At 66.4% G+C, this 26,284-nt stretch carries 22 protein-coding genes; 8 read left to right on the forward strand and 14 right to left on the reverse strand.

All coding sequences use genetic code 11. The annotated features are described in order from the left end of the window. Positions 1-270 precede the first annotated feature (270 nt). The gene (locus HZB49_RS29570) at positions 271-1,056 is read left to right on the forward strand and encodes a class II aldolase/adducin family protein (protein WP_291617686.1); all 786 of its coding nucleotides are present in this window, start codon (positions 271-273) and stop codon (positions 1,054-1,056) included. Between the two features lie 22 nt (positions 1,057-1,078). On the opposite strand, the gene HZB49_RS29575 is transcribed toward HZB49_RS29570, so the two are convergent. The 5 genes from HZB49_RS29575 to HZB49_RS29595 form a co-directional block, all read right to left on the reverse strand. Next, entirely contained in the window at positions 1,079-1,213 is a 135-nt protein-coding gene (locus HZB49_RS29575; protein ID WP_291617687.1) for a hypothetical protein, read from the reverse strand. A gap of 127 nt (positions 1,214-1,340) precedes the next feature. Next, the gene (locus HZB49_RS29580; protein ID WP_291617688.1) at positions 1,341-2,693 is read right to left on the reverse strand and encodes an amidohydrolase family protein; all 1,353 of its coding nucleotides are present in this window, start codon (positions 2,691-2,693) and stop codon (positions 1,341-1,343) included. 52 nt (positions 2,694-2,745) lie between these two features. Beyond that, positions 2,746-3,723: an ABC transporter substrate-binding protein gene (locus HZB49_RS29585; RefSeq protein ID WP_291617689.1), complete on the reverse strand. Its 978-nt coding sequence runs from the start codon at positions 3,721-3,723 to the stop codon at positions 2,746-2,748. 33 nt (positions 3,724-3,756) lie between these two features. Then, positions 3,757-4,509, reverse strand: coding sequence for a carbonic anhydrase family protein (locus tag HZB49_RS29590; protein ID WP_291617690.1), 753 nt, complete (start codon positions 4,507-4,509; stop codon positions 3,757-3,759). 124 nt (positions 4,510-4,633) lie between these two features. Beyond that, the gene (locus HZB49_RS29595) at positions 4,634-5,260 is read right to left on the reverse strand and encodes a helix-turn-helix transcriptional regulator (protein WP_291617736.1); all 627 of its coding nucleotides are present in this window, start codon (positions 5,258-5,260) and stop codon (positions 4,634-4,636) included. A gap of 204 nt (positions 5,261-5,464) precedes the next feature. On the opposite strand from HZB49_RS29595, the gene HZB49_RS29600 reads away from it, so the two are divergent. Then, on the forward strand, positions 5,465-5,809 hold the full coding sequence (locus tag HZB49_RS29600; protein WP_291617691.1) for a DUF952 domain-containing protein: 345 nt from the start codon (positions 5,465-5,467) through the stop codon (positions 5,807-5,809). After that, on the forward strand, positions 5,806-6,903 hold the full coding sequence (locus tag HZB49_RS29605) for a quinone-dependent dihydroorotate dehydrogenase (RefSeq protein WP_291617692.1): 1,098 nt from the start codon (positions 5,806-5,808) through the stop codon (positions 6,901-6,903). Before HZB49_RS29600 ends, HZB49_RS29605 begins: the two co-directional genes overlap by 4 nt. Before the next feature lie 171 nt (positions 6,904-7,074). On the opposite strand, the gene HZB49_RS29610 is transcribed toward HZB49_RS29605, so the two are convergent. From HZB49_RS29610 to HZB49_RS29630, 5 genes are all read right to left on the reverse strand, one after another. Beyond that, complete coding sequence (locus HZB49_RS29610) at positions 7,075-8,334, reverse strand: MATE family efflux transporter (RefSeq protein WP_291617737.1); 1,260 nt, start codon at positions 8,332-8,334, stop codon at positions 7,075-7,077. A 63-nt stretch (positions 8,335-8,397) separates the two neighbouring features. Beyond that, positions 8,398-9,132 carry an MBL fold metallo-hydrolase gene (locus HZB49_RS29615; RefSeq protein WP_291617693.1) on the reverse strand — a complete coding sequence of 245 codons (735 nt, stop codon included), beginning with the start codon at positions 9,130-9,132 and terminating at the stop codon, positions 8,398-8,400. Between the two features lie 30 nt (positions 9,133-9,162). Next, positions 9,163-9,465 carry a DUF6460 domain-containing protein gene (locus tag HZB49_RS29620; RefSeq protein ID WP_291617694.1) on the reverse strand — a complete coding sequence of 101 codons (303 nt, stop codon included), beginning with the start codon at positions 9,463-9,465 and terminating at the stop codon, positions 9,163-9,165. Positions 9,466-9,561: 96 nt separating this feature from the next. Beyond that, complete coding sequence (locus HZB49_RS29625; RefSeq protein ID WP_291617695.1) at positions 9,562-11,217, reverse strand: cisplatin damage response ATP-dependent DNA ligase; 1,656 nt, start codon at positions 11,215-11,217, stop codon at positions 9,562-9,564. Further along, the gene (locus HZB49_RS29630; protein WP_291617738.1) at positions 11,214-12,245 is read right to left on the reverse strand and encodes a ligase-associated DNA damage response exonuclease; all 1,032 of its coding nucleotides are present in this window, start codon (positions 12,243-12,245) and stop codon (positions 11,214-11,216) included. The genes HZB49_RS29625 and HZB49_RS29630 overlap by 4 nt, the downstream gene beginning before the upstream one ends. A 51-nt stretch (positions 12,246-12,296) precedes the next feature. On the opposite strand from HZB49_RS29630, the gene HZB49_RS29635 reads away from it, so the two are divergent. From HZB49_RS29635 to HZB49_RS29655, 5 genes are all read left to right on the forward strand, one after another. Beyond that, entirely contained in the window at positions 12,297-13,223 is a 927-nt protein-coding gene (locus tag HZB49_RS29635) for a methyltransferase domain-containing protein (protein ID WP_291617696.1), read from the forward strand. A 114-nt stretch (positions 13,224-13,337) separates the two neighbouring features. Beyond that, complete coding sequence (locus HZB49_RS29640) at positions 13,338-14,567, forward strand: ABC transporter substrate-binding protein (RefSeq protein ID WP_291617697.1); 1,230 nt, start codon at positions 13,338-13,340, stop codon at positions 14,565-14,567. Between the two features lie 155 nt (positions 14,568-14,722). Further along, entirely contained in the window at positions 14,723-17,458 is a 2,736-nt protein-coding gene (locus tag HZB49_RS29645) for a ligase-associated DNA damage response DEXH box helicase (RefSeq protein WP_291617698.1), read from the forward strand. Between the two features lie 147 nt (positions 17,459-17,605). Then, complete coding sequence (gene pdeM / locus HZB49_RS29650; protein WP_291617699.1) at positions 17,606-18,304, forward strand: ligase-associated DNA damage response endonuclease PdeM; 699 nt, start codon at positions 17,606-17,608, stop codon at positions 18,302-18,304. A gap of 61 nt (positions 18,305-18,365) precedes the next feature. Then, the gene (locus tag HZB49_RS29655; RefSeq protein ID WP_291617700.1) at positions 18,366-19,703 is read left to right on the forward strand and encodes a divalent metal cation transporter; all 1,338 of its coding nucleotides are present in this window, start codon (positions 18,366-18,368) and stop codon (positions 19,701-19,703) included. On the opposite strand, the gene HZB49_RS29660 is transcribed toward HZB49_RS29655, so the two are convergent. The 4 genes from HZB49_RS29660 to HZB49_RS29675 all read right to left on the reverse strand — a co-directional run bounded on the left by HZB49_RS29660 (position 19,700) and on the right by HZB49_RS29675 (position 26,096). Beyond that, a complete protein-coding gene (locus HZB49_RS29660; protein ID WP_291617701.1) occupies positions 19,700-20,482 on the reverse strand; it encodes a TIGR02186 family protein in 783 nt (260 codons plus the stop codon). The genes HZB49_RS29655 and HZB49_RS29660 overlap by 4 nt on opposite strands. Next, entirely contained in the window at positions 20,479-21,405 is a 927-nt protein-coding gene (locus HZB49_RS29665; protein WP_291617702.1) for a sulfite exporter TauE/SafE family protein, read from the reverse strand. Before HZB49_RS29665 ends, HZB49_RS29660 begins: the two co-directional genes overlap by 4 nt. Before the next feature lie 251 nt (positions 21,406-21,656). Beyond that, a complete protein-coding gene (locus HZB49_RS29670) occupies positions 21,657-22,325 on the reverse strand; it encodes a hypothetical protein (RefSeq protein WP_291617739.1) in 669 nt (222 codons plus the stop codon). Between the two features lie 261 nt (positions 22,326-22,586). Then, positions 22,587-26,096: a hypothetical protein gene (locus tag HZB49_RS29675; protein WP_291617703.1), complete on the reverse strand. Its 3,510-nt coding sequence runs from the start codon at positions 26,094-26,096 to the stop codon at positions 22,587-22,589. Positions 26,097-26,284 lie beyond the last annotated feature (188 nt).

Below are 26,284 nucleotides of genomic sequence, written 5' to 3' on the forward strand. Positions count from 1 at the left end.
CGATCTTGCAACCCTCCCAACAGCACGGTTCCGCAAGCTCGTCGCCGCCTACAACAACACCCCGCGCAAGTGCCTTGACTTCAGGACCCCAGCCGAGTCCTTTGCCCAAGTGTTGCACTTCGAGTGTGAATCCACCTCCCGACTTTCGTCGGGACGACAGCGGTGTGTGCCGCGAATTCCGGATAGCACCCCCGCGGCAATTTGAGCCGCGAGGTCGCGCGAAATCCGTTATACTCCTCACATAACAACAAGCCTCAGGGGAGGACGCGCATGCAGTTCAGGGTTTCGCCGAAATCGCTTCGCGACGATGTTTCCGAAGAGCAATGGCAGGCGCGGGTCGATCTCGCGGCGGCGCACCGGCTGGCCTACATGCACGGCTTTTCGGAAGGAATCTTCAATCACCTGACGCTGGTGGTGCCCGGTCAAAGCGACCGCTACTACCAGATTCCCTTCGGTACCCACTGGTCTGAAGTTACGGCCTCGACCTTCATGGAAGTCGGCATCGACGACAGCGAGGTGAAGAGCGGCGAGGGCGACGTCGAGCGTTCCTGCTATTGCATCCACGCGCCGATCCACAAGGCGCTGCCGCAGGCCAAGGCCGTGTTCCATACCCACATGCCCTACGCCAGCGCGCTGACCCGGCTCGAGGACCCCCGCATCAAGGAGATCGGCCAGACCGAGGTCGGGCTGTCAGAGGCCATCGCCTATGACGACGAATATGCCGGGCCGGCGATGGATCCGGCGGAAGGCGCACGGCTCGCCCGCGTCATCGGCAACAAGAGCGTGCTGTTCATGGCCAATCACGGCATCACCACGACCGGTACGACCGTCGCCGATGCCTACGACAAGCTCTATTACATCGAGCGCGCCGCGCAGGTGCAGATCTACGCCATGTGGACCGGACAACGGCTGAAGCAGCTGCCGACGCCGGTCGTCGAGAAGACCAAGCGCGATTACAGGGACGACCATCTCTACAAGGGGCCGACCCCGTCGCAACGGCACTTCGCTGCGCTCAAGCGCATCCTCGACCGCAAGGAGCCAGACTACGCGACGTAGGCCGGCGTCCTGCTGCGATCTGCTATTTCTTCGTGCCGGAAGATTGGGTCGGCTGCCATCCCGCGCCCTTTTGGCTCGGCGCGGCAGCGATGACCTTTATCTTCTCTTTCTTCGGCTTCTTGGCTTCCCGATTGCTTCTCTGCTGACCTTTGGCCATTTCGGCCTCCCTTGGGTTGACGACGCGTATAAACGGGACCTGGCCGCTACGAAGCGGTGATGGGTTTCGCGGAGCTTATCATTGAACGCGTATTCGCGCGACCCGTTGGCCTAACCTGTCCCGCGGCTCACTGGCGGCGCTCGCGCGGGATGAACCGTCCCGTTCCCGGCGCGGATAGCGTCTTGCCGTCGTTCCATATCAATTGCCCGCGCAGCAAGGTCGAGGCAACCCGGCCCCGCATCCGGCGGCCGTGATAGGGCGACCAGCGCAACTCCTCCCGGTCGACGATGGCGGCCTGGTCGAAGACGAAATCGCCGGGCTCGATCACCATCAGGTCGGCGTCATAGCCCTCGGCGATCCGTCCCTTGCCGGCAAGGCCATGATGCCGGGCCGGACGATCCGCGCAATATTTCGCCATCAGGGTCGGCGAAAGGCCGCGCTCGACCAGCAGCGAGTACATCAGCGGCCCGAAACTCTGCAGGCCGACCAGACCGGCTGAGCAGGCGAAGATATCCGCCTTCGTCTTCCGCTCGATCGGCCACGGCGCATGATCGGTCGAGACATAGGTGACCAGACCGTCCTGCAACGACGCCCACATCCGCTCCACCTCGGCGGCGGTCCTGAAAGGCGGATTGCACTTGCCGAGCCCCCCGAGGCGCACCAGATCGTCCTCCGTCATGCAGAGATACTGGATGCAGGCCTCGCCGCTCGCCCTGGCGCCGTACGAGCGGAACGTCTCCGCAATCGTGAAGCCGCGCGCGACGGAGGAGTGCGCGATATGCACGTGTGCGCCGGTGTACAATCCGATCTCGAAGATTTCGTTGTCGGCAAGGGTCTCGGCAAGCGCCGGCCGCGTGCGGGAGTGCATCAGGGCATGCGTTTGCCCCGCGGCACGCGCGTCCGCGCTCAGGCTTTCGACCAGCTCCTGATCCTCATTGTGGATCGAGACCGGAACGCCGGTGCGGGCGATTTCCTCGAACGCGGCAATCATCGTCGGGTGGTCGATGCGGGGAAAGCGAACCGCGTCATATTCGTAGGTAGAAAGCTTGAACGAGCAGACGCCGCCCTCGGCGAGATCGGATATCGCGGCAACGCCATCGTGCTTGCGGATGGTACCGTAGAGCGCGACGTCCACATGGGCAGTCTCGTTCACGACCGCGATCTTGCGCTTGAGGATGGAGACGTCCGTTGTGGCTTCGGGAACGTCATAGGGCATGTCGACACAGGTCGTGACGCCGCCTGCCGCGGCGGTCATCGTCGTTCCCTCGATCCCCTTCCAGCCCAGCGCCGAGCCGGTATGGACGTGTCCGTCAACGAGCCCGGGAAAGATCAGGCAGCCCGAACGGTCGAAAACGCTGCGCGCCGGAGGCGGGGTGCCGGTGCCGATCTCGGCGATCTTCTCTCCGGTGATTGCCACATAGCCATCCGGTGTGACGGCCTCGTCAGTGACGACGGTTCCCAGGACAACAGCATCGAACATCCGAGCCTCGCGAGTTGCTGAAGTTGATTTCGATCGCAGAACGCCGGCGCGGTCATTCGATCACGCGGTCGGCGCGCGCGAGCAGCGCAGGCGGGAACTGGATTCCGAGCGTGCCGGCGGCTTTGAGGTTGAGCACCAGCTCGAATGCGGTCGGCCGCTCGATCGGCAACTCGGCGGGATTGTCGCCCTTCAGGACCCGATCGGCATAGTAGGCCAGCCGTCGATAGGATTCGACGAGCCTGGGACCGTAAGTGCAGAGCGCGCCGCTGTCTGCAAAGTCCGCCCAACCTGAAATCACGGGGACGCGAAGGCCGTTCGCGAAATCGACGATCGGCCTGCGGTTGGTAAAGGTGATCGGGTCGGGAAATACCACCAGCGCCTGCGGCGGGTCGAGCGTCATCCTTATAAAGGCCGCGCGCAGCGCTTCCGTGGTCGGCGTCGGGTAGTATTGGATCGCGATGCCGAGCTTTTCGGCCATCTCGATGGAATTCTTGCGCTCGAGCTCTTCGCCGGCGTGCGTGGGACTGGCCACGATCGCGACGCGGCCGATCTGCGGCAGGATCTCGCGCAGCAGCTCGAGCCGCTTGCCGTTCATTTCGGCCGACAGAAGCGTGATGCCCGTCATCCTGCGGCCGGGCCGGGCGAGGCTTTCGGCGAGGCCGGCCAGCACCGGATCGGCGCTGAACACATAGACCACCGGAACGGCGGCGCTGGTGCTGATGAGCTGGCGCGTGGCCGTGCCTTGCGTCACGATGAGATCGACCGGCAGCTTCGCCAGTTCTTCGGCCAGCCCAGGGACGCGGCTGATATCGCCGTCGGCGTAACGAGCCGTGATCGTGAGATTGCGGCCCTCGACATGGCCCTGAGCGGCAAGTCCGGCGCGCAGTGCGTCGAGGAAAGGACTTACGTCGCCGGCCGGTGCCGTCGTCAGCCAGCCGAGATGCCGCTTCCTGGGTTGCTGCGCGAATGCCGCAACCGGCCACAGCGCCGCGGCGCTTCCAAGCATCGTGATGAACTCACGTCGCTTCATTGCATCACCTCACCGGCGCGGCCCCGCAAGGGCTCAGCCCGACTGTAGCACGTAGCGCCGGTTGTCCCGCTGCACCGGCCGCGCATTCAGCGGATAGAGCCTTGCGAACGCCGCCACATCCGTCTCGGCCACCGTGATCGGGTTGGTCAGCACCAGCCACTCGACCGTCTCCGCGCAGGGCGGCGTCGTCAGCGAGCCCGGATAGCGGTAATAACCCAGCTTCTTCGGCAGCATGTCGTTCGGGTTGAAGCCGGGATCGGCCTTCACCGGCGGGCCCTCCCTGGCCGGCATGGTGGCTACGACTCTGGCGAACGCCGCATTCGGCTTGCCGGTCGACATCAGCACGCCGACGACCGCAAGCGCGCCGGAATCGGCGCGATGCACGAAATGCGCCTCCATCGGATAGCTCCGGCCGGCGACCATGTGCTCGCTCGGCCGGTGGAAATGCAGTTGCAGCAATTTGTACTTCCGCTCGCCGACGGTCAGTGTGCTGCCTTCGGCAAAGTTGAGCTGGATGGTGTGGCCGTTGTTGACGATGGTGTCGGCCGTTTTGGCCCAGTTGAGCTTCAGCGGCGGCAGTTGCGACTTGATGGGCGCAACGATGTCGATCGGCGACTGCTGCAGGCCGATCGTGCAGACCTTGCTCGCTGCATCGAGATCGCCCCATTTGGCGGGGCCGCTGGCGCCTTCATAGCTCCAATGCGCGCCCTCGGCGGCGGAGGCAGGCCGGCACAGCGGGCAAAGGGCGAGGCCGGCAAACGCCTTCAGCGCATCACGACGGTTCATGCTACCCCCGGAATATCGCGTAGGATGGGTTGAGCGCAGCGAAACCCATCATCTCAGGTGGGGTCGATGGGTTTCGCTGCGCTCTACCCATCCTACGATTCTGCGACGGTTGTGCAAACGGCGGCTATTGCCGCGTCCACACGATCCGCGCGATCCATTCCACTTCATCGCTCGCCAGCGCGCGGTCCGGGCTGGCGCCATCCAGCGGCGCCAGCTCCAGCGCCCTGGCGGTGCGCCGCCTCAATTCCCGGATCAGCACTTCGCCGGCCATCGTCTTCGCCACCACGCGGTCGCCGCGGCGGATCGGCGTGCGAGGGGCCACGACAATGACGTCGCCGTCGCGATAGGCAGGCCTCAGCGAGTTGCCGGAAATCTCCAGTGCGAAAATGTGATCCTCGCCCGCCACGGGCAGCGCGATCTCGTTCCAGCCGCGCCCCGCCGGATGGCCATGCGCGTCGAAATGGCCGGGGTGCGCTGCCTGCGCAAAGGCGAGCAGCGGCACCGACTGCCCGTTGCGCCCGTGATCGGCGATCAGCTGCACAAAACGATCGATGGAGCTTCCGGTCGCACTCAGCGCCTTTGCCAGCGACTCGGTCGAGGGCCAGCGCTCGCGCCCATCTGCCGTGACGCGCTTGGACTTGTTGAAGGTGGTGGGATCGAGCCCCGCGCGCCGCGCCAGCCCGGAAGGCGACAGTCCCGCACGCTCGGCCAGCCGGTCGAGTGCGTCCCACACCTGGCCGTGGGTCAGCATCATCCGCGGTCTTGGCTGCTTGGCCATGGCAAAGCCCCGGCAACTGACGAGGGAATTATTGGCGCAATCGGCGGCTTCCGGCAATTCCGCACGGCAAGGACGCCCTGGCGCTTGAAGTCGCCGCGCGCCACCGATACGGTCGGCACGACTTCCGGGACCCCGGGAAAAACCCAAGAGACTCAAGGACAAGCAGGAATCGCGGGCTTGCGCATGATCTACAAAATCTGCCCGGCCTCGGCCTGGCGCGAGGCGGAGCGTCAGGGCGTCTATCGCGGCAGCGCGGATGATGCCAGGGACGGCTTCATCCATTTCTCCACCGCCGCCCAGGTCGGCGAAACCGCGCGAAAACATTTCTCCGGGCAAACCGGGTTGTTCCTGGTTGCGGTCGATGCCGATGCGCTCGGCGAGACGCTGCGTTGGGAGCCCTCGCGCAACAACGAGCTGTTTCCGCATCTCTATGGCGAGCTCGATCTTGCCGCGGTGACCGCGATCCTCGACTTGCGCCTGCGCGCGGACGGCTCTCACGATGTGCCGGAGCTCGCCTCGTGATCCGCGCCTTCGATGCCTTCTCGCTGCCGCTGCTGCGCTGGCTCGACCCGGAGGACGCGCATCGTCTTGCCATCCAGGGCCTGAAGCTGCTGCCGCCGATCCGTCCGAAGCCGGAGGACCACAAGCTCGCGGTTCGCGCCTTCGGGCTGAACTTCCCGAATCCCGTCGGCATGGCCGCGGGCTTCGACAAGAACGCGGAAGTGCCGGATGCGTTGCTGCGGCTCGGCTTCGGCTTTGTCGAGATCGGCTCGGTGACGCCGCGCCCGCAAGCCGGCAATCCGCGCCCGCGGCTGTTCCGCCTCGAGCGGGATGAAGGCGTCATCAACCGCATGGGTTTCAACAACGACGGCGCCGAAATCGTCCTGAAGCGGCTGGCGGCGCGTGCGCAACAGGGCGGCATCGTCGGCGTCAATGTCGGCGCCAACAAGGATTCCGAGGACCGCACCGCCGATTACGTCAGGCTGATCGAGACCTTTGCGCCGGTGGCGAGCTATTTCACCGTCAACGTCTCCTCACCGAACACGCCCGGCCTGCGCAACCTGCAGCAATCGGCCGCGCTCGACGATCTCCTGGCCCGGGTGATCGATGCCCGGGAACGGGTGCGCAAGAACGCCGGCGACTCGCCCGTGCTGCTCAAGATCGCGCCGGACTTGAGTCTAAACGAACTCGACGATGTCGTGCATATCGCCCGCTCTCGACGCGTCGACGGCATGATCGTCGCCAACACCACGCTGGCGCGGCCGGCTACCCTGCGCGAGAGCAATCGTGCGAAGGAACAGGGCGGCCTCTCCGGCCGGCCGCTGTTCCGTCTCTCCACCCGCATGGTGGCGGAGACCTATGTGCGCGTCGAAGGCGCTTTCCCGCTGGTCGGCGTCGGTGGCATCGACTCCGGCGGCGCCGCGCTGACCAAGATCCGCGCCGGCGCCACTTTGATCCAGCTCTATTCCTCGCTGGTCTACAAGGGCATCGGCCTGGTCGACGACATCAAGCGCGATTTGGCCTCGACATTGTTGCGCACGGGGCGCGACTCGCTGTTGGAGATCGTCGGCGCCGATGCCGCGACGCTGACGGCCGAAGAGTGGCCGGTGCAGTGATGCGCTTTCTTCCTTCTCCCCTTGTGGGAGAAGGTGGCGCGCATGCAATGCGCGCCGGATGAGGGGTTCTATCCCCAGACGAACAATTGATGGATATTAGTCTGCGGAGCCATACCCCTCACCCCGCTTCGCTTTGCGAAGCGACCCTCTCCCACAAGGGGAGAGGGTGAGCTACGCTCCGAACGACCGTCTCAGCAGCCCCGGATAGGCCAGCGCCTGCAGGCCGCCGCGCGCGGCGTAGTGCACCAGCAATGCGGCCCAAAGCCCGGCATTGCCATATCCGCGCAGCGCGAACCAGGCTGCGAGGAAGATCGCAAGCGAGGCCAGCATCAGGTTGCGCATGTCGCGCGCCCAGGTCGCGCCGATATAGACGCCGTCGAAGGCAAAGGCGAACACCGCAAGCGCGGGCGAGGCGATCACGAACACGAGGTATTCGCGCGCGACGCGGCGCACGTCCGCACTCGCGGTCATGATGTCGATCAGCGCGGGGCCGCACAGCGCGAAGGTCGCCATGACCGCGATGGCAAAGGCAAAGCCCCAGGACACGACCAGTCGCACCGCGCCGGAAAAATGCTCGCGTGAGCGCGCGCCATAGGCGCGGCCGCAGAGCTGCTCGGCGGCGTTCGCGAGCCCGTCGAGAAAGAAGGCGCTGACCAGCAGGAAATTGTTGAGCACGGCATTGGCCGCCAGGATCACGTCGCCGGAGCGCGCGCCCTGTGCGGTGAAGAACAGGAACGCGGCGATCAGCGAGGCGGTGCGGATCATGATGTCGCGGTTGACCGCGAGCATCCGCATCAGCGTTTCACGCTCGAACAGATGGGCGCGGGAGAGCGGCGGATGGCCCGAGGTCAGCCGCTGCGCGATTGCCCCGCCGATGGCAAGGCCTGCGGCTTCCGCGATGACGGCCGCGATCGCGGCGCCCGCGATGCCGAGATCGGCGACCAGCACCAGCAGTATCGTTGCGACCATGTTGATGACGTTGATCGCGATCTGCACCGAGAGCGCGAGGGTGGCGCGGGCCTGTCCGATCAGCCAGCCCAGCACGACGTAATTGGCGAGCGCCAGCGGCGCCGACCAGATGCGGATGATGAAATAGGTCTTGGCGGCGCGCGTCACGCCCTCGCTGCCGCCCATCGCGCCCAGCAGGATCGCGGCAAGCGGCGCTTGCAACGCGATCAGCGCGAGGCCGACGATGGCGGCAACGATCAGCCCGCGTACCAGGATCGCATGCAGCTCCCGGGTCTCGCCGGCGCCGAGCGATTGCGCGGTGAAGGCGACCGTGCTCATGCGCAGGAAGGCGAACAGCCAGAACAGGCAGTCGAAGATCACCGAGGCCATGGCGACGCCGCCGAGCAGCGTGGCGTCGCCGAGCCGTCCGATGGCGGTGGTCGAGACGATGCCGATCAGCGGCGTCGTCAGGTTCGCTATCATCGCAGGACCGGCGATGGCGAAGACCTGCGCGGTAGTGACTTTCGGGGAGGAATTCACGGGCTGCTACAATTCGACGATCATGCCGTCCATTGCAGCAGAGTAGGGCAGCTTGTCCAGCCTGCCCAGCATGTCGTCGCTCATATGGGTGAGGACGAGCTTTCTCGCATTGATCTCGCCAAGATGCGCTTCTAGCGTCTTCAGGCTGAGATGATTTTTCACGATCCTGTCGTAATAATAGGCTTCCGCGACGAAGAGGTCCGCGTTGCGCGCCGCCGGGACCAGCGTCCCGGTCCATTCGGTGTCGGCGCTGTAGCAGATCGTGCGGCCTTCGGCCTCGATGCGATAGGCAAGGAACGGCCCACCGGATTCGCCATGCACGACCGGGTAGGGCGTCACCGCCACGCCGCCGAAGGTTCTGGTTTCCTCCGACTTGAGTTCGATGACGGAGAGGTCGAAGCGTTGCTGTGTTCTGGAGGAGTGCTCGAACATCACTTCCATCGCGGCCTTCAGCTTCGCCTCGATGCCTTCCGGCCCCGCGATCACCAGCGGTCGCGCGCGGCGGGTGAATTGCGCATCGAGCAGCAGGAACGGCAGCCCGGCGAAATGATCGCCGTGGAAATGCGTAATCAGGATCAGGTCGATCGGCTCGCGCGCGATGCCGAGCCGCTTCAACGCCGGCAGCGAGGAGGCGCCGCAATCGATCAGGAAATTGACCGCGGCGCCCGTGACATGGAAGCAGGTATTGTACCGGCCGCCGGAGCCGAAGGCGTCGCCGCAGCCGACGAATTGCAGTTGCATCGGCTGCGTCGCCTCCGTGCCTTTACAGGATCACCGCCCGCGCGGCGTGCCGAAGATCCGCGTCAGCAGCCAGACCGGGATCACGATCACGGCGCCGAGCAGGAAATAGCGCCACAGCCAGTTGATGGCGTCGAAGCCGAGATCCCACAGCCGCTGGAACAGCATGCGGATGGAATGCAGGATGTTCCAGGGATCGAATCCGATCGCAGCAAGCACGACGCCGACCAGGATCGACAGCAGGATCAGCCGAAATGCCACCGCCAGCGGCGTGCCGCCGAGAAAGCGGTACAGGCCGTCATTGCTGGCCGGCAAATCCCTGACGTCGTTCGGCATCGAAATCTCCATCGCGTTGGCACCCATTATAGGCACGGCGGGGCAAATGGGGAACCCGCACCGGTGCGTCAATGGCAGCGGGCGGCCTGCGGAACCTTAATTTCCTGTCACGGTCTTTAACATCCGTTCAAGCGTCTCCAGCCGGTCGGCCTCGCGCGGCGGCTTGTCCCAGCGCAGGCGGCTGATGCGGGGAAAGCGCATGGCGACCCCCGATTTGTGCCGCGGCGAGCGTTGCAGCCCCTCGAAAGCGACCTCCAGCACCAGGCCCTGGTCCGGCTCGTGCACGACATGGCGGACGGGGCCGAATTTTTCCGTGGTGTTGCGGCGGACGAAGCGGTCGATCTGCAGCAGCTCCTCGTCGGTGAAGCCGAAATAAGCCTTTCCGACCGGCACCAGCTGCTCCCCGTCCTCGCCGTCGGTCCACACCCCGAAGGTGTAGTCGGAATAATAGGACGAGCGCTTGCCGTGGCCGCGCTGGGCATACATCAGCACTGCGTCGATCAGATGCGGGTCGCGTTTCCATTTCCACCATTGGCCCTTGGGGCGACCCGGCAGATAGGGCGCTTCGCGCCGCTTCAGCATCACGCCTTCGACAGCATCGGCATCCTCGCCTGCGCCGGCGCCGGCGGGATTGGCGCGCGCGGCAACCAGCGCGTCCCAGCTGTCGAAGGCAATAGTGGGCGACAGATCGATGCGGGGATCATCCAGCTTCTTCACGAAGGCCTGCAGCCGCTTGCGCCGCTCCGCGAAGGGCAACTCGCGCAGATCGTTCTCGTCGTCGCCGAGCAGGTCGTAGGCGCGCAGGTGAATCGGGAATTCCCTGGTCAGCTTCGGCGAAACGACTTTGCGGTTCAGCCGCTGCTGCAGCACATTGAAGCTCTGCACCCGGCCGTCGCGCAGCACCAGCAATTCGCCGTCGATCGCGCCGGGAAGCCGCAGCGAGGGCAGCAAGTCCGGAAAACTCCCGGTGATATCCTCGCCCGTGCGCGAATAGAGCCGCGCCTGCATGTGGCCATTGGCGTCGCGGCCGCTCACCGCCTGCACGCGGATGCCGTCCCATTTCCATTCCGCGATGAAATCGGCGGGGTCGAGGTTCCTGAAGTCCTCGTCCTCGATCGCATGCGCCAGCATCACCGGGCGAAACGGCGCTGGATCGCGGTTGACCGGCTTGTCGCCGCGGCCTTCGAGCCAGGCGAAGAGATCGAGATAGGGCGGTGAAAGCCCCGGCCATATCAGCTCGATCTCGTGCGGGTCGTTGCCGCCGAGCGCGGCGGCCGCGGTCTTGGCCAGCCGCGCCGAAATGCCGATCCGCATCGCGCCGGTGACGAGCTTCAACAGCGCCCAGCGCCCGGTCTCGTCGAGTTCGTCCAGCCAGCGCGACAACTGCCTCGGGAGCTCGGTCTTGCCGCGCGTCCGCAGCGTGGTGACGACTTCGGTGAGCGTCGGAGGAGGGGGATTGTTGTGGCCGGCCGGCAGCGCCGCCTTTGGCCACATCAGCGCCACCGTCTCCGAGAGGTCGCCGACATAATCGTAGGACAGCCGGAACAGCTCCGGATCGGCGCGCTCCGAAATCAGGTCGCGGATCAATCCCGCCTTGGCGTGCTTGAACGACAGTGCGCCGGTCAGCGCCGCCAATGCATAGCCGCGGTCGGGGTCAGGCACCTCGCGAAAATACGCCGTGATCAGCCGCAGCTTGTTGTTGCGGCCGGGCTCGTAGGCGAGGCGGTCGAGAAGTTCGGCGAAGCGGTTCATGCTTCTGCCTCGTTGGTCGCAGCCGCCTCGTCCTCCTCGCCATAGCCGACCAGATCGAGCGGCCGCGCGGCGAGGCCCTGGCTCCTGCACCAATGCACCAGCGCGTCTTCCTGGCCGTGGGTGACCCACACTTCGCCGGCGCCGGTGGCGGCAATCGTCGCCGTCAGGCCGTCCCAGTCGGCGTGATCCGAGATCACCAGCGGCAGCTCGATGCCGCGCTGGCGCGCACGGGCACGCACCCGCATCCACCCCGACGCAAACGCGGTCACCGGATCGGGGAATCGCCGTGTCCACAGATCCGATGTCGCCGAGGGCGGCGCCAGCGTGATGGTGCCGGCGAGATCGGCCTTCTTCGTTCCTTGCACCGGCCGCAACTCGCCGAGATCGATGCCGCGGCTCTGGTAGTACTGCGTGATCTCTTCCATCGCGCCATGCAGGTAGACCGGCGCGTCATAGCCGGCCTCGCGCAGCAGCGCGATCACGCGCTGTGCCTTGCCGAGCGAATAGGCGCCGACCAGATGCGCGCGCTCGGGGAACAGCTTCACGGACGCCAGCAGCTTCTTCACTTCTTCCGACGCATCGCCATGGCGGAACACCGGCAGGCCGAACGTTGCCTCCGTGATGAAGACGTCGCAGGGCACGATCTCCAACGGCGTACAGGTGGGATCGCGGGCGTCCTTGTAATCGCCTGAGGCGACGATGCGCGTGCCGCCGCAGGTCACCCCGATCTGGGCCGAGCCCAGCACATGGCCGGCAGGATGGAATCTGACGCCGACGCCGCCGAGCCTGATCTCCTCGCCATAGGTGACCGCCTGCGTGCTGCGGGCGAAATTCTCGCCGTAGCGCAGCCGCATCATGTCCAGCGTCTCCTGCGTTGCCAGCACCGCGCCATGGCCGGGCCGGGCGTGGTCGGAGTGGCCATGGGTGATCACGGCCCGCTCCACCGGCCGTACCGGGTCGATATGGAAGCCGCCTGCCTTGCAGCAGAGGCCGGCGGCGGCAGGCATCAGGATGTCTTGCGGGCGCATCTCGTCTATATAGGGCGTCGGAAGCCGATTTTTCACCTGTCACCAAACCCCATGCCCGCCCGCCTGTTCCTGTCCTCCGGCGATCTCATCGCCGACCGCCGTTATGATTTTGCGCGCGATCTGCAGCTGCGCGGCGATCTGCCGGCGGCGGCCGACCTCCTGCAGCAGGCAATCGAGCTGGCGCCGGATTTTGCCTCGGCCTGGTTCACCCTCGGCGAAATCCGCCGGGAGCTCGGCGAACGCGACGCTGCCGTCGAAGCCTTCCGTGAAGCGCGGCGGGCCGATCCTGGGGATCGCCACGGCGCCTCCGTGCGCCTGATGCAGCTCGGCGCCGAACCGCTCTCGGCGATGCCGGCCGGCTATGTGCAATCGCTGTTCGACCAATACGCGCCGCGCTTCGACAACGCGCTGCTCAACGATTTGCGCTATCGCGGTCCTTCGCTGCTGTTCAAGGCGGTGCTCGCGGCGCGCAATGCCGCAAGGAAGCCGGCCTTCTTCAAGCGCGGCATCGATCTCGGTTGCGGCACGGGTCTTGGCGCGGCGGCTTTCGCCGGGAATGTCGACAGCTTCATCGGTATCGACCTCTCTCCCGGCATGATCGAGAAGGCGCGGGCATCCAATCTCTATGCCGGCCTCGAAGTGGCCGACATGGTGGTTGGGCTTGCGAGCAAGCCGGACGCCAGCGCGGATTTCGTGCTCGCGGCCGATGCCATGGTCTATGTCGACGATCTCGCGCCGGTACTATGCGAAGCCCATCGTGTGCTCTCGCCCGGCGGATTGATCGCCTTCACCACCGAAACCCATCCGGGAGAAGGCGTCATCCTGGGCGCCGGCCTGCGTTATGCCCACGCGCAATCATATGTGCGCACGTCGGTTGCAGCCGCAAGGCTGAGGCTCGTTCATTTCGAAGAAGCCTCGCCGCGCGACGAGAGCAACGTTCCGGTTCCCGGCCTTGTCGTCGTTGCCGGCAAATCATGAAAACTTGAGTCTAGACGCTACGCGCATCGCGAATGGCGGCATTGCTGCGGCCAATCGGCTATTGCCGCAGTTGATTATTTGTTCGATCAAGTCTCCCATCAGGGAGAAACAACAATGAAGAACAAGCAGACCCGGCGCCAATTCGGCGCTACCGCGCTTTCCGCCATCGCCGCCTCCGTCCTGCCTGCGCCCTATGTGTGGGCCGCCGAAAAGAAATACGATCCCGGCGCCAGTGACACCGAGATCAAGCTCGGCCAGACCGTGCCGCATTCCGGCCCCGGCTCGCTCTATGGCGTGCTCGGTCGCGTCGGCGAGGCCTATTTCCAGATGCTGAACGAGAAGGGCGGCATCAACGGGCGCAAGGTGAAGTTCCTCACCCTGGACGATTCCTACAGCGCGCCGAAATGCGTGGAGGCGACGCGGCGCCTGGTGGAGCAGGAAGAGGTGCTGGCGCTGTTCGGCTCGCTCGGCACAGCGCCGCAGACCGCCGTGCACAAATACCTGAACTCCAAGGGCGTGCCGCAGCTGCTGCTGAACACCGGCGCTTCCAAGTGGAACGACCCGAAGAACTTCAAATGGACCATGGCGGGCCTGCCGCTCTATCCGACCGAAGCGCGCATCCTTGCCAAGCACGTCGTCGCGGTGAAGCCGAACGCCAAGATCGGCATTCTCTACCAGAACGACGATTTCGGCCGCGACTTTCTCGGTCCGTTCAAGAAGGTGCTGGAGCAGGCCGGCGGCACCGCCAAGGTGATCATGGAGCAGACCTACGATCTCACCGAGCCGACGATCGACTCCCAGATCATCAACCTTTCCAAATCGGGCGCTGACGTCTTCTACAACATCTCGACGGGCAAGGCCTCGTCGCAGTCGATCCGCAGGGTGGCCGAGCTCGGCTGGAAACCGCTGCAGCTGTTGTCGGCGGGCTCCACCGGCCGCTCGATCCTGAGCGCTGCGGGTCTGGAGAACGCCAAGGACATCGTCGCCATCCGCTATGCCAAGGAAGTCGGCGTGCCCCGCTGGGAGAAGGATCCCGACGTGGTGGCGTTCGAGGAGCTGCGCAAGAAGTACCTGCCGACGGTCGATCCCGACAACACCATCGCCTTTGCCGGCTACGGCCAGGTCGCCAGCATGGCGGAAATCCTGCGCCGCTGCGGCGACGACCTCACCCGCGCCAACGTGCTGAAGCAGGCCACCACGCTCGCCGGCTTTCACTCGCCCTACTTCCTCGACGGCGTCAATTTCAGCTATACGCCGGAAGACTACACGCCGATGAAGACGCTGTTCATCTCGATCTTCAACGGCAAGGACTGGGACATCTCCGACAAGCCGGTGACGGAGTAGCAATCTCGCTCTCCCTCCCTCGCCCCGCTCTTCGCGGGGAGAGGGTAGGGTGAGGGGCGGTGCGTCAAAGGCAGTAGCAGAGATTCGCGGAAGCCCCCCTCACCCGGATCGCATTGTCATGCGATCCGGCCTCTCCCCGCGGGCGGGGAGAGGCGATGGGACCCTCGACGAACCCGGCCGGACGGCTTACCTCTTGGCGCGTGCCGTCGCCCGATCTCTTCTCTTACACGCCCCCAGCGCCTCCCGTGACGGCTGCGCTGTTGCCGGACCGTTTCTGGAAATGGTTCGCCGCGCGCGGCTGGTCGCCGCGCGAGCATCAGCTCGCGCTGCTTGGCAAGGCCCGCGACAACCGCTCGGCGCTGCTGATCGCCCCCACCGGCGCCGGCAAGACGCTCGCCGGATTTCTGCCGACGCTGGTCGAGCTCTCCGAAAACCTCCCCCTGAAAGGGGGAGGTCGGCGCGCGCCGCGCGACGGGTGGGGGTCTGCTGCGGGCACGGAGCAAGCGGCTGACCCCCACCCCAACCCTCCCCCTTTCAGGGGGAGGGAGCCCGACCAGCGTGCTTCCTTCATCTCCACCGGCCGCGGCGTGAAGCGCACGGGAGGCCTGCACACGCTCTATATCTCGCCGCTGAAGGCGCTCGCGGTCGATATCGCGCGCAACCTGGAAACGCCGATCGCCGAGATGGACCTGCCCATCAAGGTCGAGACACGCACCGGCGACACGCCGGTGTCGCGGCGCCAGCGCCAGCGGCGCTATCCGCCGGATATCCTGCTGACCACGCCCGAGCAACTCGCGCTGCTGCTTGCGTCCGACGATGCGCCCTATCTGTTCTCCTCGCTCAGGCGGATCGTGCTCGACGAGCTGCATGCGCTGGTCACCTCCAAGCGCGGCGATCTGCTCTCGCTTGGGCTGGCGCGCCTCTGGCGCATTGCGCCGGAACTGCGCGCCATCGGTCTGTCCGCCACGGTCGCCGAGCCCGAACAGCTCGCGCGCTTCCTGATGCCGCAGCATGAGGGCAAGCCAACATCCGCCGACATCGTCGTTGCCGGCGGCGCTGCGGCGCCGATCGTGGAGATGCTGGATACCAAGGAGCGGCTGCCCTGGGCGGGCCACACCGCGCGCCATGCGCTTGGCGAAATGTACGAGCTGATCAAGCGCAACAAGACCACGCTGGTCTTCGTCAACACCCGCAGCCAGGCCGAAATGCTGTTCCAGGACTTCTGGCGCATGAACGACGATGGCCTTGCCATCGCCCTGCATCACGGTTCGCTCGACGTCGCCCAGCGCCGCAAGGTCGAGGACGCCATGGCCGCAGGCAAGCTGCGCGGCGTGGTCTGCACCTCCTCGCTCGACCTCGGCATCGACTGGGGCGACATCGATCTCGTCATCAATGTCGGCGCACCCAAGGGCGCCTCGCGGCTGATGCAGCGGATCGGCCGCGCCAATCACCGCCTTGATGAGCCATCGCGCGCCGTGCTGATCCCGGCCAACCGGTTCGAGGTGCTGGAATGCGCGGTCGCCATCGATGCCATCGCCGAGAATGCGCAGGACACGCCGCCGCTTCGCACCGGCGGGCTCGACGTGCTGGCGCAGCACGTGCTGGGCTGCGCCTGCGGCGAGCCGTTCCTGGCCGACGAGCTCTATGCCGAAATCGTCACCTCGGCGATGTATGCGGGTCTTGCGCGCGCCGATTTCGACGACGTCGTCGATTTCGTCGCCACCGGCGGCTATGCGCTGAAGACCTATGAGCGTTTTGCCCGCATCAAGCAGGACAAGCAGGGCAGATGGCGCGTCGCCAACCCGCGCGTGCGCCAGAGCTATCGCCTCAATGTCGGTACCATTGTCGAGGAGGCGATGCTGAAGGTGAAGCTGGTGCGCTCGCGCGGCGCTGGCACCGGCTCCACCGGCGCGCTGTTGCGCGGCGGCCGCATCCTCGGCGAGATCGAGGAATATTTCATCGAGGGCCTCGTTCCCGGCGACACATTCGTGTTCGGCGGCGAGATCGTGCGCTACGAGGCGCTGGTCGAGGACCAGGTCTATGTCTCCCGTTCCAACGACCGGGATGCCAAGGTGCCGTCCTATATGGGCGGCAAGTTTCCGCTCTCGACCTATCTCGCCGAGCGCGTACGCAAGCTGCTGGACGATCGCCGCCAGTGGAACGCGCTGCCGGAACAGGTGCGCGACTGGCTGTCGCTGCAGAAGAGCTTTTCCCGCGTGCCGGCCGTGCGCGAACTCCTGATCGAGACGTTTCCGCGCGGCGGCAAGCACTACATGGTCTGCTATCCCTTCGAGGGTCGGCTCGCCCACCAGACCCTAGGCATGCTGCTGACGCGCCGGCTGGAGCGCGCCCGCGCCCGGCCGCTCGGTTTCGTCGCCAACGAATATGCGCTCGCCATCTGGGGCCTCGGCGACATCTCGCACCTGGTGCGCCACGGCGGGATCGATTTCGCAAGCCTCTTTGCGCCCGACATGCTCGGCGACGATCTCGAGGCGTGGCTCGCCGAGTCCGCGCTGATGAAGCGCACCTTCCGCAACTGTGCGCTGATCTCCGGTCTGATCCCGCGCCGCTTCACCGGCGAGGAGAAGAGCCGCCGCCAGGTGCTGTTCTCGACCGACCTCGTCTATGACGTGCTGCGCAAGCACCAGGCCGACCATTTGCTGCTGCGTGCCGCCCGCGCCGACGCCGCCACCGGCCTGCTCGACCTCAAGCGATTGGGTGATATGCTCGCGCGAATCCAGGGACGAATCACCCACCGGGAACTCGATCACGTCTCGCCGCTGGCGGTGCCCGTGATGCTGGAAATCGGCCGCGAATCCGTCTACGGCGAAGCGGCCGACGAGCTCCTGGCGGAAGCCGCCGATGAGCTGGTGCGGGAAGCGATGACCTAGAATGCAAGTGTTGTGCGCGACTGTCCCCACACCGTCATGCCCGGGCCTGACCCGGGCATCCACGCCTTTCCTGCCGCGACAAGAACGTGGATGGCCGGGCATAGGCGAGCGGAAGCGACGCCGTCCTTCAGACGGCTATGCCCGGCCATGACGAAGAATGTTGCACTTTCTGTTCCGGTCGCGAGTGACATTGACGTCGCCGGCGTCTCGCTCATCGCCGATCTCTCCGGCGCGCTCTATTGGGAAGCGCAACGCCTGCTCGTCGTCTCCGACCTGCACCTGGAAAAGGGCTCGAGCTTCGCCGCCCGCGGCGTGCTGCTGCCGCCCTACGACACCGCCGCCACGCTGTCGCGCCTGGCTGCCGTCATCTCCCGCCACGATCCTCGCATCGTGGTCGCGCTCGGCGACAGCTTTCATGACCGCGACGCCCATGAGCGTCTGTCGTCACCCGACCGCGACGCCATCGCGGCGATGCAGTCCGACCGCGACTGGATCTGGATATCAGGCAATCACGATCCGGCGCTGCCCTCCGACCTCGGCGGCGCGATCGCCAGCGAGGTCTGCATCGGACCGATCGCCTTCCGCCACGAGCCGACAGGCTCGTTCGGCGAGATCGCCGGCCACCTGCATCCCAAGGCCCGCGTCGCCACCCGCGCCCGCGTCACCGAGCGCCGCTGTTTTGCTTCGGACGGCGCGCGCGCCGTGATGCCGGCCTTCGGCGCCTATGCCGGCGGCCTCAGCATCCGCGACCAGGCCTTCACGAAAATCTTCGGCGCGCCGGATTTCACGGCGCATGTGCTCGGCGACAACAGGCTGCACGCCATCGTCGCGTCGCGCTGCTACTGAATAACCCTCGCCGGGAACTGGCTTCGTCGCAACTCGTTATCGAGGCGGCTGGATCAGAGGCATGGCACACCATCCGAAACCCGAGCACATCGCGCACAAGCAGCACGGCGGGGAAGAGCCGGCCCAGAAGCCGCGCGAGCCTCGCAGCTTTCGCGCCACTTTCAAATCGCTAGGACCGGGCCTGATTACCGGCGCCTCCGATGACGACCCCTCCGGCATCGGCACCTACAGCCAGGCCGGCGCGCAGCTCGGCTACGGCATCGGCTGGACCATGCTGCTGACCTTTCCGTTGATGGCGGCGATCCAGGAGATTTCCGCGCGCGTCGGCCGCGTCACCGGCCACGGCATCTCGGGTAATGTCAGCCGGCATTACCCGGCATGGCTGCTCAACTTCGTGGTGACGCTGCTGTTCGTCGCCAACACCATCAACATCGGCGCCGATCTTGGCGCAATGGCGGATGCGACGAAGCTGCTCGTCGGCGGGCACGCCATTGTCTATGTCGTGCTCTACGGCGTCGTCTCGGTCGCGGCGCAGATATTTCTCGACTACAAGCGCTATGTCGCGGTGCTGAAATGGCTGACGCTGTCGCTGTTCGCCTATGTCGCCGCGCTCGCCTTTGCGCATGTGTCATGGAAGGAGGCGCTCAGCGGCGCCCTTCTTCCGCAGATCGGCTGGAATGCGAACTACTTCACGACCATCGTCGCCATCCTCGGTACCACCATCTCGCCCTACCTGTTCTTCTGGCAGGCCTCGCAGGAAGCCGAGGACCAGCGCGTCGACGCGACCAAGCGTCCGTTGATCGAGAAGCATTACGGCGCGCGGCAGGAATTTTCCCGCATTCGCGCCGATACCGTCGTCGGCATGGCGTTCTCCAACCTGATTGCGCTGTCGATCATCGTCACCGCCGCCGCCACGCTGCACGCGTCGGGCAGGACCGACATCGAGAGCTCGGCACAGGCCGCCGAGGCGCTGCGCCCGATCGCCGGCTCGCTCGCCGAATGGATTTTTGCGCTCGGCATCGTCGGCACCGGCCTGCTCGCAATTCCCGTGCTGGCGGGAGCGACGGCCTATGCCGTCGGTGAAGGCCGGCGCTGGCCGGTAGGGCTGGCGCGCAAGCCGAAGGAGGCGGCTGCCTTCTATGCCGTGTTGGCATTGTCCGGCGGAGTCGGGATCGCGCTCAACTTCACGCCGATCAATCCGATCTCGGCGTTGTACTGGAGCGCTGTCATCAATGGCGTGCTCGCCGTGCCCGTGATGGTGCTGCTGATGCTGATGGCCCGCCACAGGAACGTGATGGGCCATTTCGCGATCGGCGGGCCGCTTCTGTGGCTCGGCTGGCTCTCGACGGCCGCGATGACCGCGAGCGTCGCGGCGATGGCGGTGGGGTGGTTTGGCTAATCCTTCCGGAACACGATCGACGCCATCCAGCCGGTCATAAGCGCCATCATCACGGTGGCGAGGCCGTAGGCAAAGCCGTTCTGCCGCGAGGAGGTGGCGACGAACTGCTCGAAGCCGACCTTGACGATCTCGAACGCGGTCTCGGTGCGCGTCACCAATTGCCCATCGGCAAACAGCTTGATGTCGACGTTGTAGGTGCCGATCGGCACCTCGGCCGGCAGTGGAATGCCGTTGCGGAACAGTGTCGGCGTCAGGAACGTCACCGCCGAGCTCGACTCGCGATAGAGCCCGTGCTGCGAGCGCAGCCGCACGAAGGCGGAACGGAACGGATCGTTCGGCACGACGTCGGCATAATCGGTGCCGACGCGCTGGGTCAGCACGACATTGTTCATGCCGAGCTGCTGCCGCCGCTGCACTTCCGGGGAGGCGATGGCGTCGATCGGACGGTTGGAGAAGATCGCCAGATACGACGGCACCTGCAGGAACTGGCGGGAGTCGGTGTTGATCCAGATGCCGAACTTGCGCTCCTTGCGCCTCGTCACCATGTCGGCGCGCGGTCCGGCGATGGTGACGACGAGATCGTAAGTCCGGTTCGGCGGCGTGGTCGCGTCCTTTTCCACCGAGCCGAACAGCACCAGTTCCTCGCCGGAATAGTTCGGCGTCACGGTGACGCGGTGGTTGGAAACCGAAACGATCAGCTTCTCGGCGTGCGCCGGCGCCGCGGCCATGGTGGCCGCCACCAGCGCCAGGCCCGGTATCACGAGCGCGCGTGCCTTCATGTGGCGCCTCCGGTTTCCCGGACGGTGAACAGCTCGGCCGGCTTGATGCCGAGCTCGAAGGCGAAGCGGACGCCGACCGCAAGCACGAGCAGGCCAAGCAGCAGGCGCAGATGTTCGCCGCGGATCTTCTGCCCCGCGCGGGCGCCGAACTGCGCGCCGGTGACGCCGCCCACCATCAGGATCAGCGCCAGCACGGCGTCGACGAGGTGATTGGTCACCGCATGCAGCATGGTGGCAAACAGCATGGTGACGAGGGTGAGCACCATCGAGGTGCCGATCACGGTCGAGGTCGGCACGCGCAGCAGATAGATCATCAGCGGCACCAGGATGAAGCCGCCGCCGATGCCCATGATGGCGCCGAGGAAGCCGATCAGGAGCCCGATCGCGACCACCGGAATGACCGACAGATAGATCTTGGAGCGCTTGAAGCGCATCTTCAGCGGCAGGCCGTGCACCCAGCTATGGCTGCCCGAGCGGCGCATCGGCACCGGGTTGCCCCGGCTGGCGCGCAGCATCGCGCGCAGGCCCTCCCAGAACATCAGCCCGCCGACGCTCGTCAGCAGGATGACGTAGGAGAGCGCGATCAGGAGATCGAGCTGGCCGAGCGAACGCAGCCAGGTGAAGGTCCACACCCCCATGGCCGTGCCGATACTGCCGCCGGTCAAGAGTACCGCGGCGAGCGCCGGGTCGATGGAGCGCCGCCGCCAGTAGGAGATCGCGCCCGACATCGAGGACGCCGCGATGTGGCTCGATACCGAGGCGACCGCGACCGCCGGCGAAATGCCGACGAAGATCAGCAGCGGCGTCATCAGGAAGCCGCCGCCGATGCCGAACATGCCGGACACGAATCCGACCGCCGCGCCCATCGCCAGGATCAGGAAGACATTGACCGGAATGTCGGCGATGGGGAGGAAAAGCTGCACGCGCGGTCGCTTCTTATTGGGGCCGCGGGGGCGGCCGGAGCCCCCCGCGACGAGGTTGTCGGTCGGGCATCTGCCGGCAGGAGAATCCTAAGAATACGCGCGCGGGGAGCGCGCACGGACCATTGCCGTGCCCCTGCATAACCGAATTTGGTGGCGGGCGGGACTAGAGAATCCGTGGATTGGCAATAATTTGCCTCGGACCGGCCGTGGGTGCCGGGATTGTGAAATTGCCGCGGGGCGAAATGGGTAAGCTAGCCGCGCGGTCCGCGGCTCTGCGCGGTGACAAGGTTCATCGCGGCCGCCTCCCGCGAGTCCAGCCAGCGGATATCCGATGTCGCCGACATCGCCTCCACCAGCGAGGCCGACACCCCCATCCGTTTCAAATAGCTCAGCACAAGCCCGGTCACCCGCTGGGTGTCGGCGACGGGATCGCCGCTGCCGCCACCGCGCGTCGTGAAGCGGTGGACCCCGAGCCGCGAGCCGCCGATGTCGAAGCGCTCGGTGCCGCCGGCATAGACGAAGACGCAGGCGCTGGCGCAGGAGCCGGGCCGGACCTGTCCTGCCCCATCGATGGTCCCGACGGCGGTGACGAGCCCGCGGGCACGGATGATTTCGCCCATGATCACGGACTGGCTGAGGTCGCCGCCGGGCGAAGAGAGCAGCACGAGATCGCCGGGCTTGAGCCTGGCCTCGTCGAGCCGCTCGCGGAACCAGCTGGCGGCGGCCGGGCCGATCTTGCCGCGCAGCACCAGCGCAGCGCGGCGCCGGCCGTCGAGCTCGACATTGTCTGCCAGCGACGAGGTCATGCTCGGCGTGGAGTAGAGGTCCTTCCAGTAATCCCAGGCATCCGGCCGCGACAGGTCACGCCAGGCCTGGATGAGGACGCCGGAAGTGAGCAGCAGGAAGATGACGACGGACATCAGGTGACGGCGCAGGAAGCCGAGCGCACCCGCGCCATGCGAAGAGTCTTCCTGCTCGAATTCGCGGGGCGGAGCAGGCGCGGGCTTGTCCCAGGGCCCCCGCGCCGGCGGCACTGGCAAGCCACTGTTTCGCTGCTTGCGGTCGTCCACGAATACCTCTCGGCGGTTGCGGCCGGCGAGAGCCGGCCCCGCTCTATGTAGGGAGTATTGTCGGGAAGGTTCACCCCTGCGGCACCGTCGGCATCGCAGTGTGACGTTAATTTAATGCGAGGCGGCGACCGGCGCGGCGCGGCGGGCGGGCTTTGCCGCCGGCTTGGCGGCGCTGGCCTGGGTCGCGGCGTGATCCCAGCCGCCGGCCGGTGCCGCCACGTTGATTGCATCGTCGGGCTGCGGTTCGGCGGTGAAGGTCTGGATCGCGAGTTTTGCCGCGGCCAGCGACTGCGGGTCGAGGCGCTTGGCGATGTCGTCGCGCTTGCGGCCGGAGTCGGCGTCGCCCTGCGCGGCCGCCAGGCTGAACCACTTGAAGGATTCGGCGAGGTTCTGGTCGACGCCGATGCCGCGGGCATAGAGGATGCCGAGATTGTACTGGCTGTCGGCGACGCCGCGATCGGCCGCCTTGCGGAACCACAGCGCCGCGCCCTTGTAGTTGGCGCCCTTGCCGCCGCCGTCGGCGTCGAGCACGGCGAGATTATGCATCGCCTTGGCATTGCCGCGCTCGGCGGCCTGCATGTAGTAGCGCCTGGCGATGTCGACGTCCTTCTTCACCGCCATGCCCTTCTCGTAGAAGGTGCCGAGCCGGAAGATCGCCGGCACCACGCCGGCATTGGCCGCGCGATCGTACCATTTCGCGGCCTCGTCGAGGTTGACCGGCACGCCTTTGCCTTCTGCGAAGCGCACGCCGATCTCATATGCCGCAGACGCATCGCCCCTCAGCGCAGCGTTACGCAGCACGGGTCCACCAACTGCTTCCGGCAACTGCTCGGTCGGCGGCACCTGCACCAGGCCGGGGCGGCCGCCCTTCGGCGCAGCAGCCGGCGGGATCGAGCCGGTGATCTCGTTGGCGCCGATCGGCGCGGCGACCGGCGCAGATGCGCCCTGGGTGATGGTGATCTGCGAGCCGTCGAGCATGTTCGGCGCGGAGGAATTGTTCGACTGCCGGCCGAGCGGCATCGGCGAGGTGATCGAGGGCGCGGCGGGGACGGGCGCTGCGGCCGGGGCCGCACTCTTGTCGGCTGGCGAGAGCGAGCTTGCCGGCTCTTCCAATGCCGGCATCGGCGGCGCCGAACTGGTATCGAGCAGGTTCATCGCCATCTTGAAGGTGCCGAGCACGATCACCACCACGCTCGCGCCGACCAGCAGCGAACGGATCTTCGCGGTGATGCTCGAGCCTTCGGTGCCGGCAGCCGGCTTTTCCTTGTCCTTCGGCTTGTCCTTGGCTTTCGCGGCAAGAGCCGGCTTGGCGGCGGCCTTCGCCGTGCGCTTGTCGGTCGGCGCGTTGGCGGCGGCAGCCTGGGCGGCGCGGCGGGCGGCGGCGATGAAGCTCGACGTGCTCACCGGCTCCTTGGGGACGGCAGCCGCCGGGATTTCGCTCAGCGCGCTTTCGGACGCGGCAATGCGCTCCGACGGCGTCGAGCGCGGCGCCGGACGGGTGCCGGGCTCCAGCGGATGATCCGGCGGCAGGTCGGGCTCGATCGCCGGGCGCGACGCGGTGTGCGGCACGAGGATTTCGCTGATCGCGCGCGGCGTCGCCGGCATTGCGGGCGGCATTGGCGCCGCGGGCTCGGCGGCGCCGAATTCGCGCGGCGCGGCGACGAATTGTTCCTGCGGGGCGGGCGCGGCGAACGGCGCCTGGATCGCGGCCGGGTTGGGCAATTCCGGCCTTGGCATCGGCGGCAGGGTCAACCGCGGCGCCTCGGGCTCCGGCGCAACGAAGGCGGGCGCAGGCGGAGCCGGCGGGGGCGGAGCCGGTTCGGGCGTCGGCGCGACGGGCGCAGCGCGCACATTGCGCAGGTCGCCTTCGATCATCGAGAGGCGATCGACGACATGGCCGAGCGTGGAGTGCACCGCCTCCAGCGTATCCTGGGTGCGGCGGTCGGTCTCCGACTGGCTGAAGCGGATGTCGGACAGTTCGCGCTTCACCGCATCGAAGATGCCCGGATCCATCTGCGGCTGCGGCGGCGCGAAAGACTGCCGGCTGTTGTCGGCAATCGCCGCGAGATTGCTGTGCTGGGTTTCGAGATGGCGCAGGATGTCCTGCAGCGCGTCCTCGACGCGGCTCAGATTGTTGCTTGCGCCGCGCTGCTCGGTTGCGGCCTCGACGCGCTCCAGCAGATACGACACGCGTTGCTCGAGATGCGCGAACGCCGAGGCATTGTCATTGCCGACCGGCATGCGGTCGATGCGCTCGGACAGCGAACGGATCGCACTTTCGAGATATTCGTTGCTGTTGCTCTCGACCGGGCGCTGCTGCTCGCGACTCTCGATGGTCGAAGTCAGCGCGGCAATGCGCTGATCGAGCAGGGCGAGTGCATCGCTGTGGCCGGCGGAGTGGGCGAGCTGGTCGACCTTGGCCGACAGCGTGTGCACGTCGTCGGACAGCCGGGCCAGCGCGTCGTTGGAGGCGACGTTGGAGACGATCGAGCGCAAGGCGGCGATCGCGCCTTCGAGCTGATGCACCGTCGACGGATCGTCGTTGGTGCGCAGGATCAGGTCGAGCTTGGCGTGCAGGTTGCGGATCGCCTCGTCGTAGCCCGCGAGCTGCTCGGCGGGTTTCAGTGAGAACAGCACCTCGCGGATTTCGGCGAGTGCGTGTTCGATGCCGGCCAGCGCCTGGCTGTCGATGCCGCTGCTGCGGGTGTCGTCGATGCGGCGGGTCAGCGAGCGGATTTCGTTCTCGATCGACTCGATCGCGCGCCGCGGCATCGCCTCGGTGATGGCGTGACGGATTTCGGCCAGCTCGTTGCGGAAGGCGGCGATCGACTGCTCGATATGATCCGGCCGCTGCAGCGCCTCGATCTGGCTGGTGATCTTGAACAGGTGCCGTTCCAGCGACGAGAAATCCGGGCCCGGCGGCGGGGGAACCGGCTGCGGGGCTGGGGCCATCGGCGGCGCAAAGGATTGTTGCGGCGGATAGGACGGCGGGGCGAACGGCTGCTGCGGGGCGAATTGAGGCTGCGGCGCATAATGTGCCTGCGGCGCCATCGGCGGCGCATGGCGCGGCGACATCTGGCGCGGGGACGGCGGCTCGTCGAGCTCGTTCTGGCGGGCGGCGATTTCCGCAATCGCGGAGTCGAACGACGACGGGCTCAGCGGCGGCGAGTTGCGATAGACCTCCTTGGCGGCGCGCTCGACCATCTCGCTCTGGCGCTGTCGGTCCTGCATTTGCGCCTGGCGGGCAGGTTGCGGATTGGAAATCTGCGACAGCCGGGCGTCGAGGCGGGAGATCGCGTCGTTCAGTTGCCGTGCCACCGCGGGCTCGCCGCGTGGGGCGCTGTCACTGGCGCGGGGCGCCTCGCTGCGGGGTTTTGAAATCTGTTCGATCTGGCGGGTGATCGAGTCGAGCCGCTGATGGATGTCGTCGACGGCGCGGTGCTGCTGGCTGTAAGCCGCCTGCGGCGGTTCTTGGCTGTTGCGGAAATCCGGGGGAGCGCCGCCGAGATTGGCATTGAGCCAGTCGTTGAGCGACATGCCGGCGCGGCGCGCGGCCGCCTCGGCCCTCTCGCGCACGGATGGATCGATGCCGTCGACACTCCACGATACGCGCGAATTCATGATCTCGTCCGGTTCCGACTCCGGCGCCACACTTGCGCCACAGCCGCCCCGCGCGTCCCAATCGGAAGACAATCGAATTCGGCGCGGGCCGTCTGCCTCAGAACCTGACTTTTTCCCGGTAGGGTAAATATCGGGTTAAGGAATGCGGCGCCGCGGCCGTAAAGTTACGCTGGGTGGCTGCCCCGCCT

Source organism: Bradyrhizobium sp., assembly GCF_016219575.1.
Classification (GTDB): Bacteria; Pseudomonadota; Alphaproteobacteria; order Rhizobiales; family Xanthobacteraceae; genus Bradyrhizobium.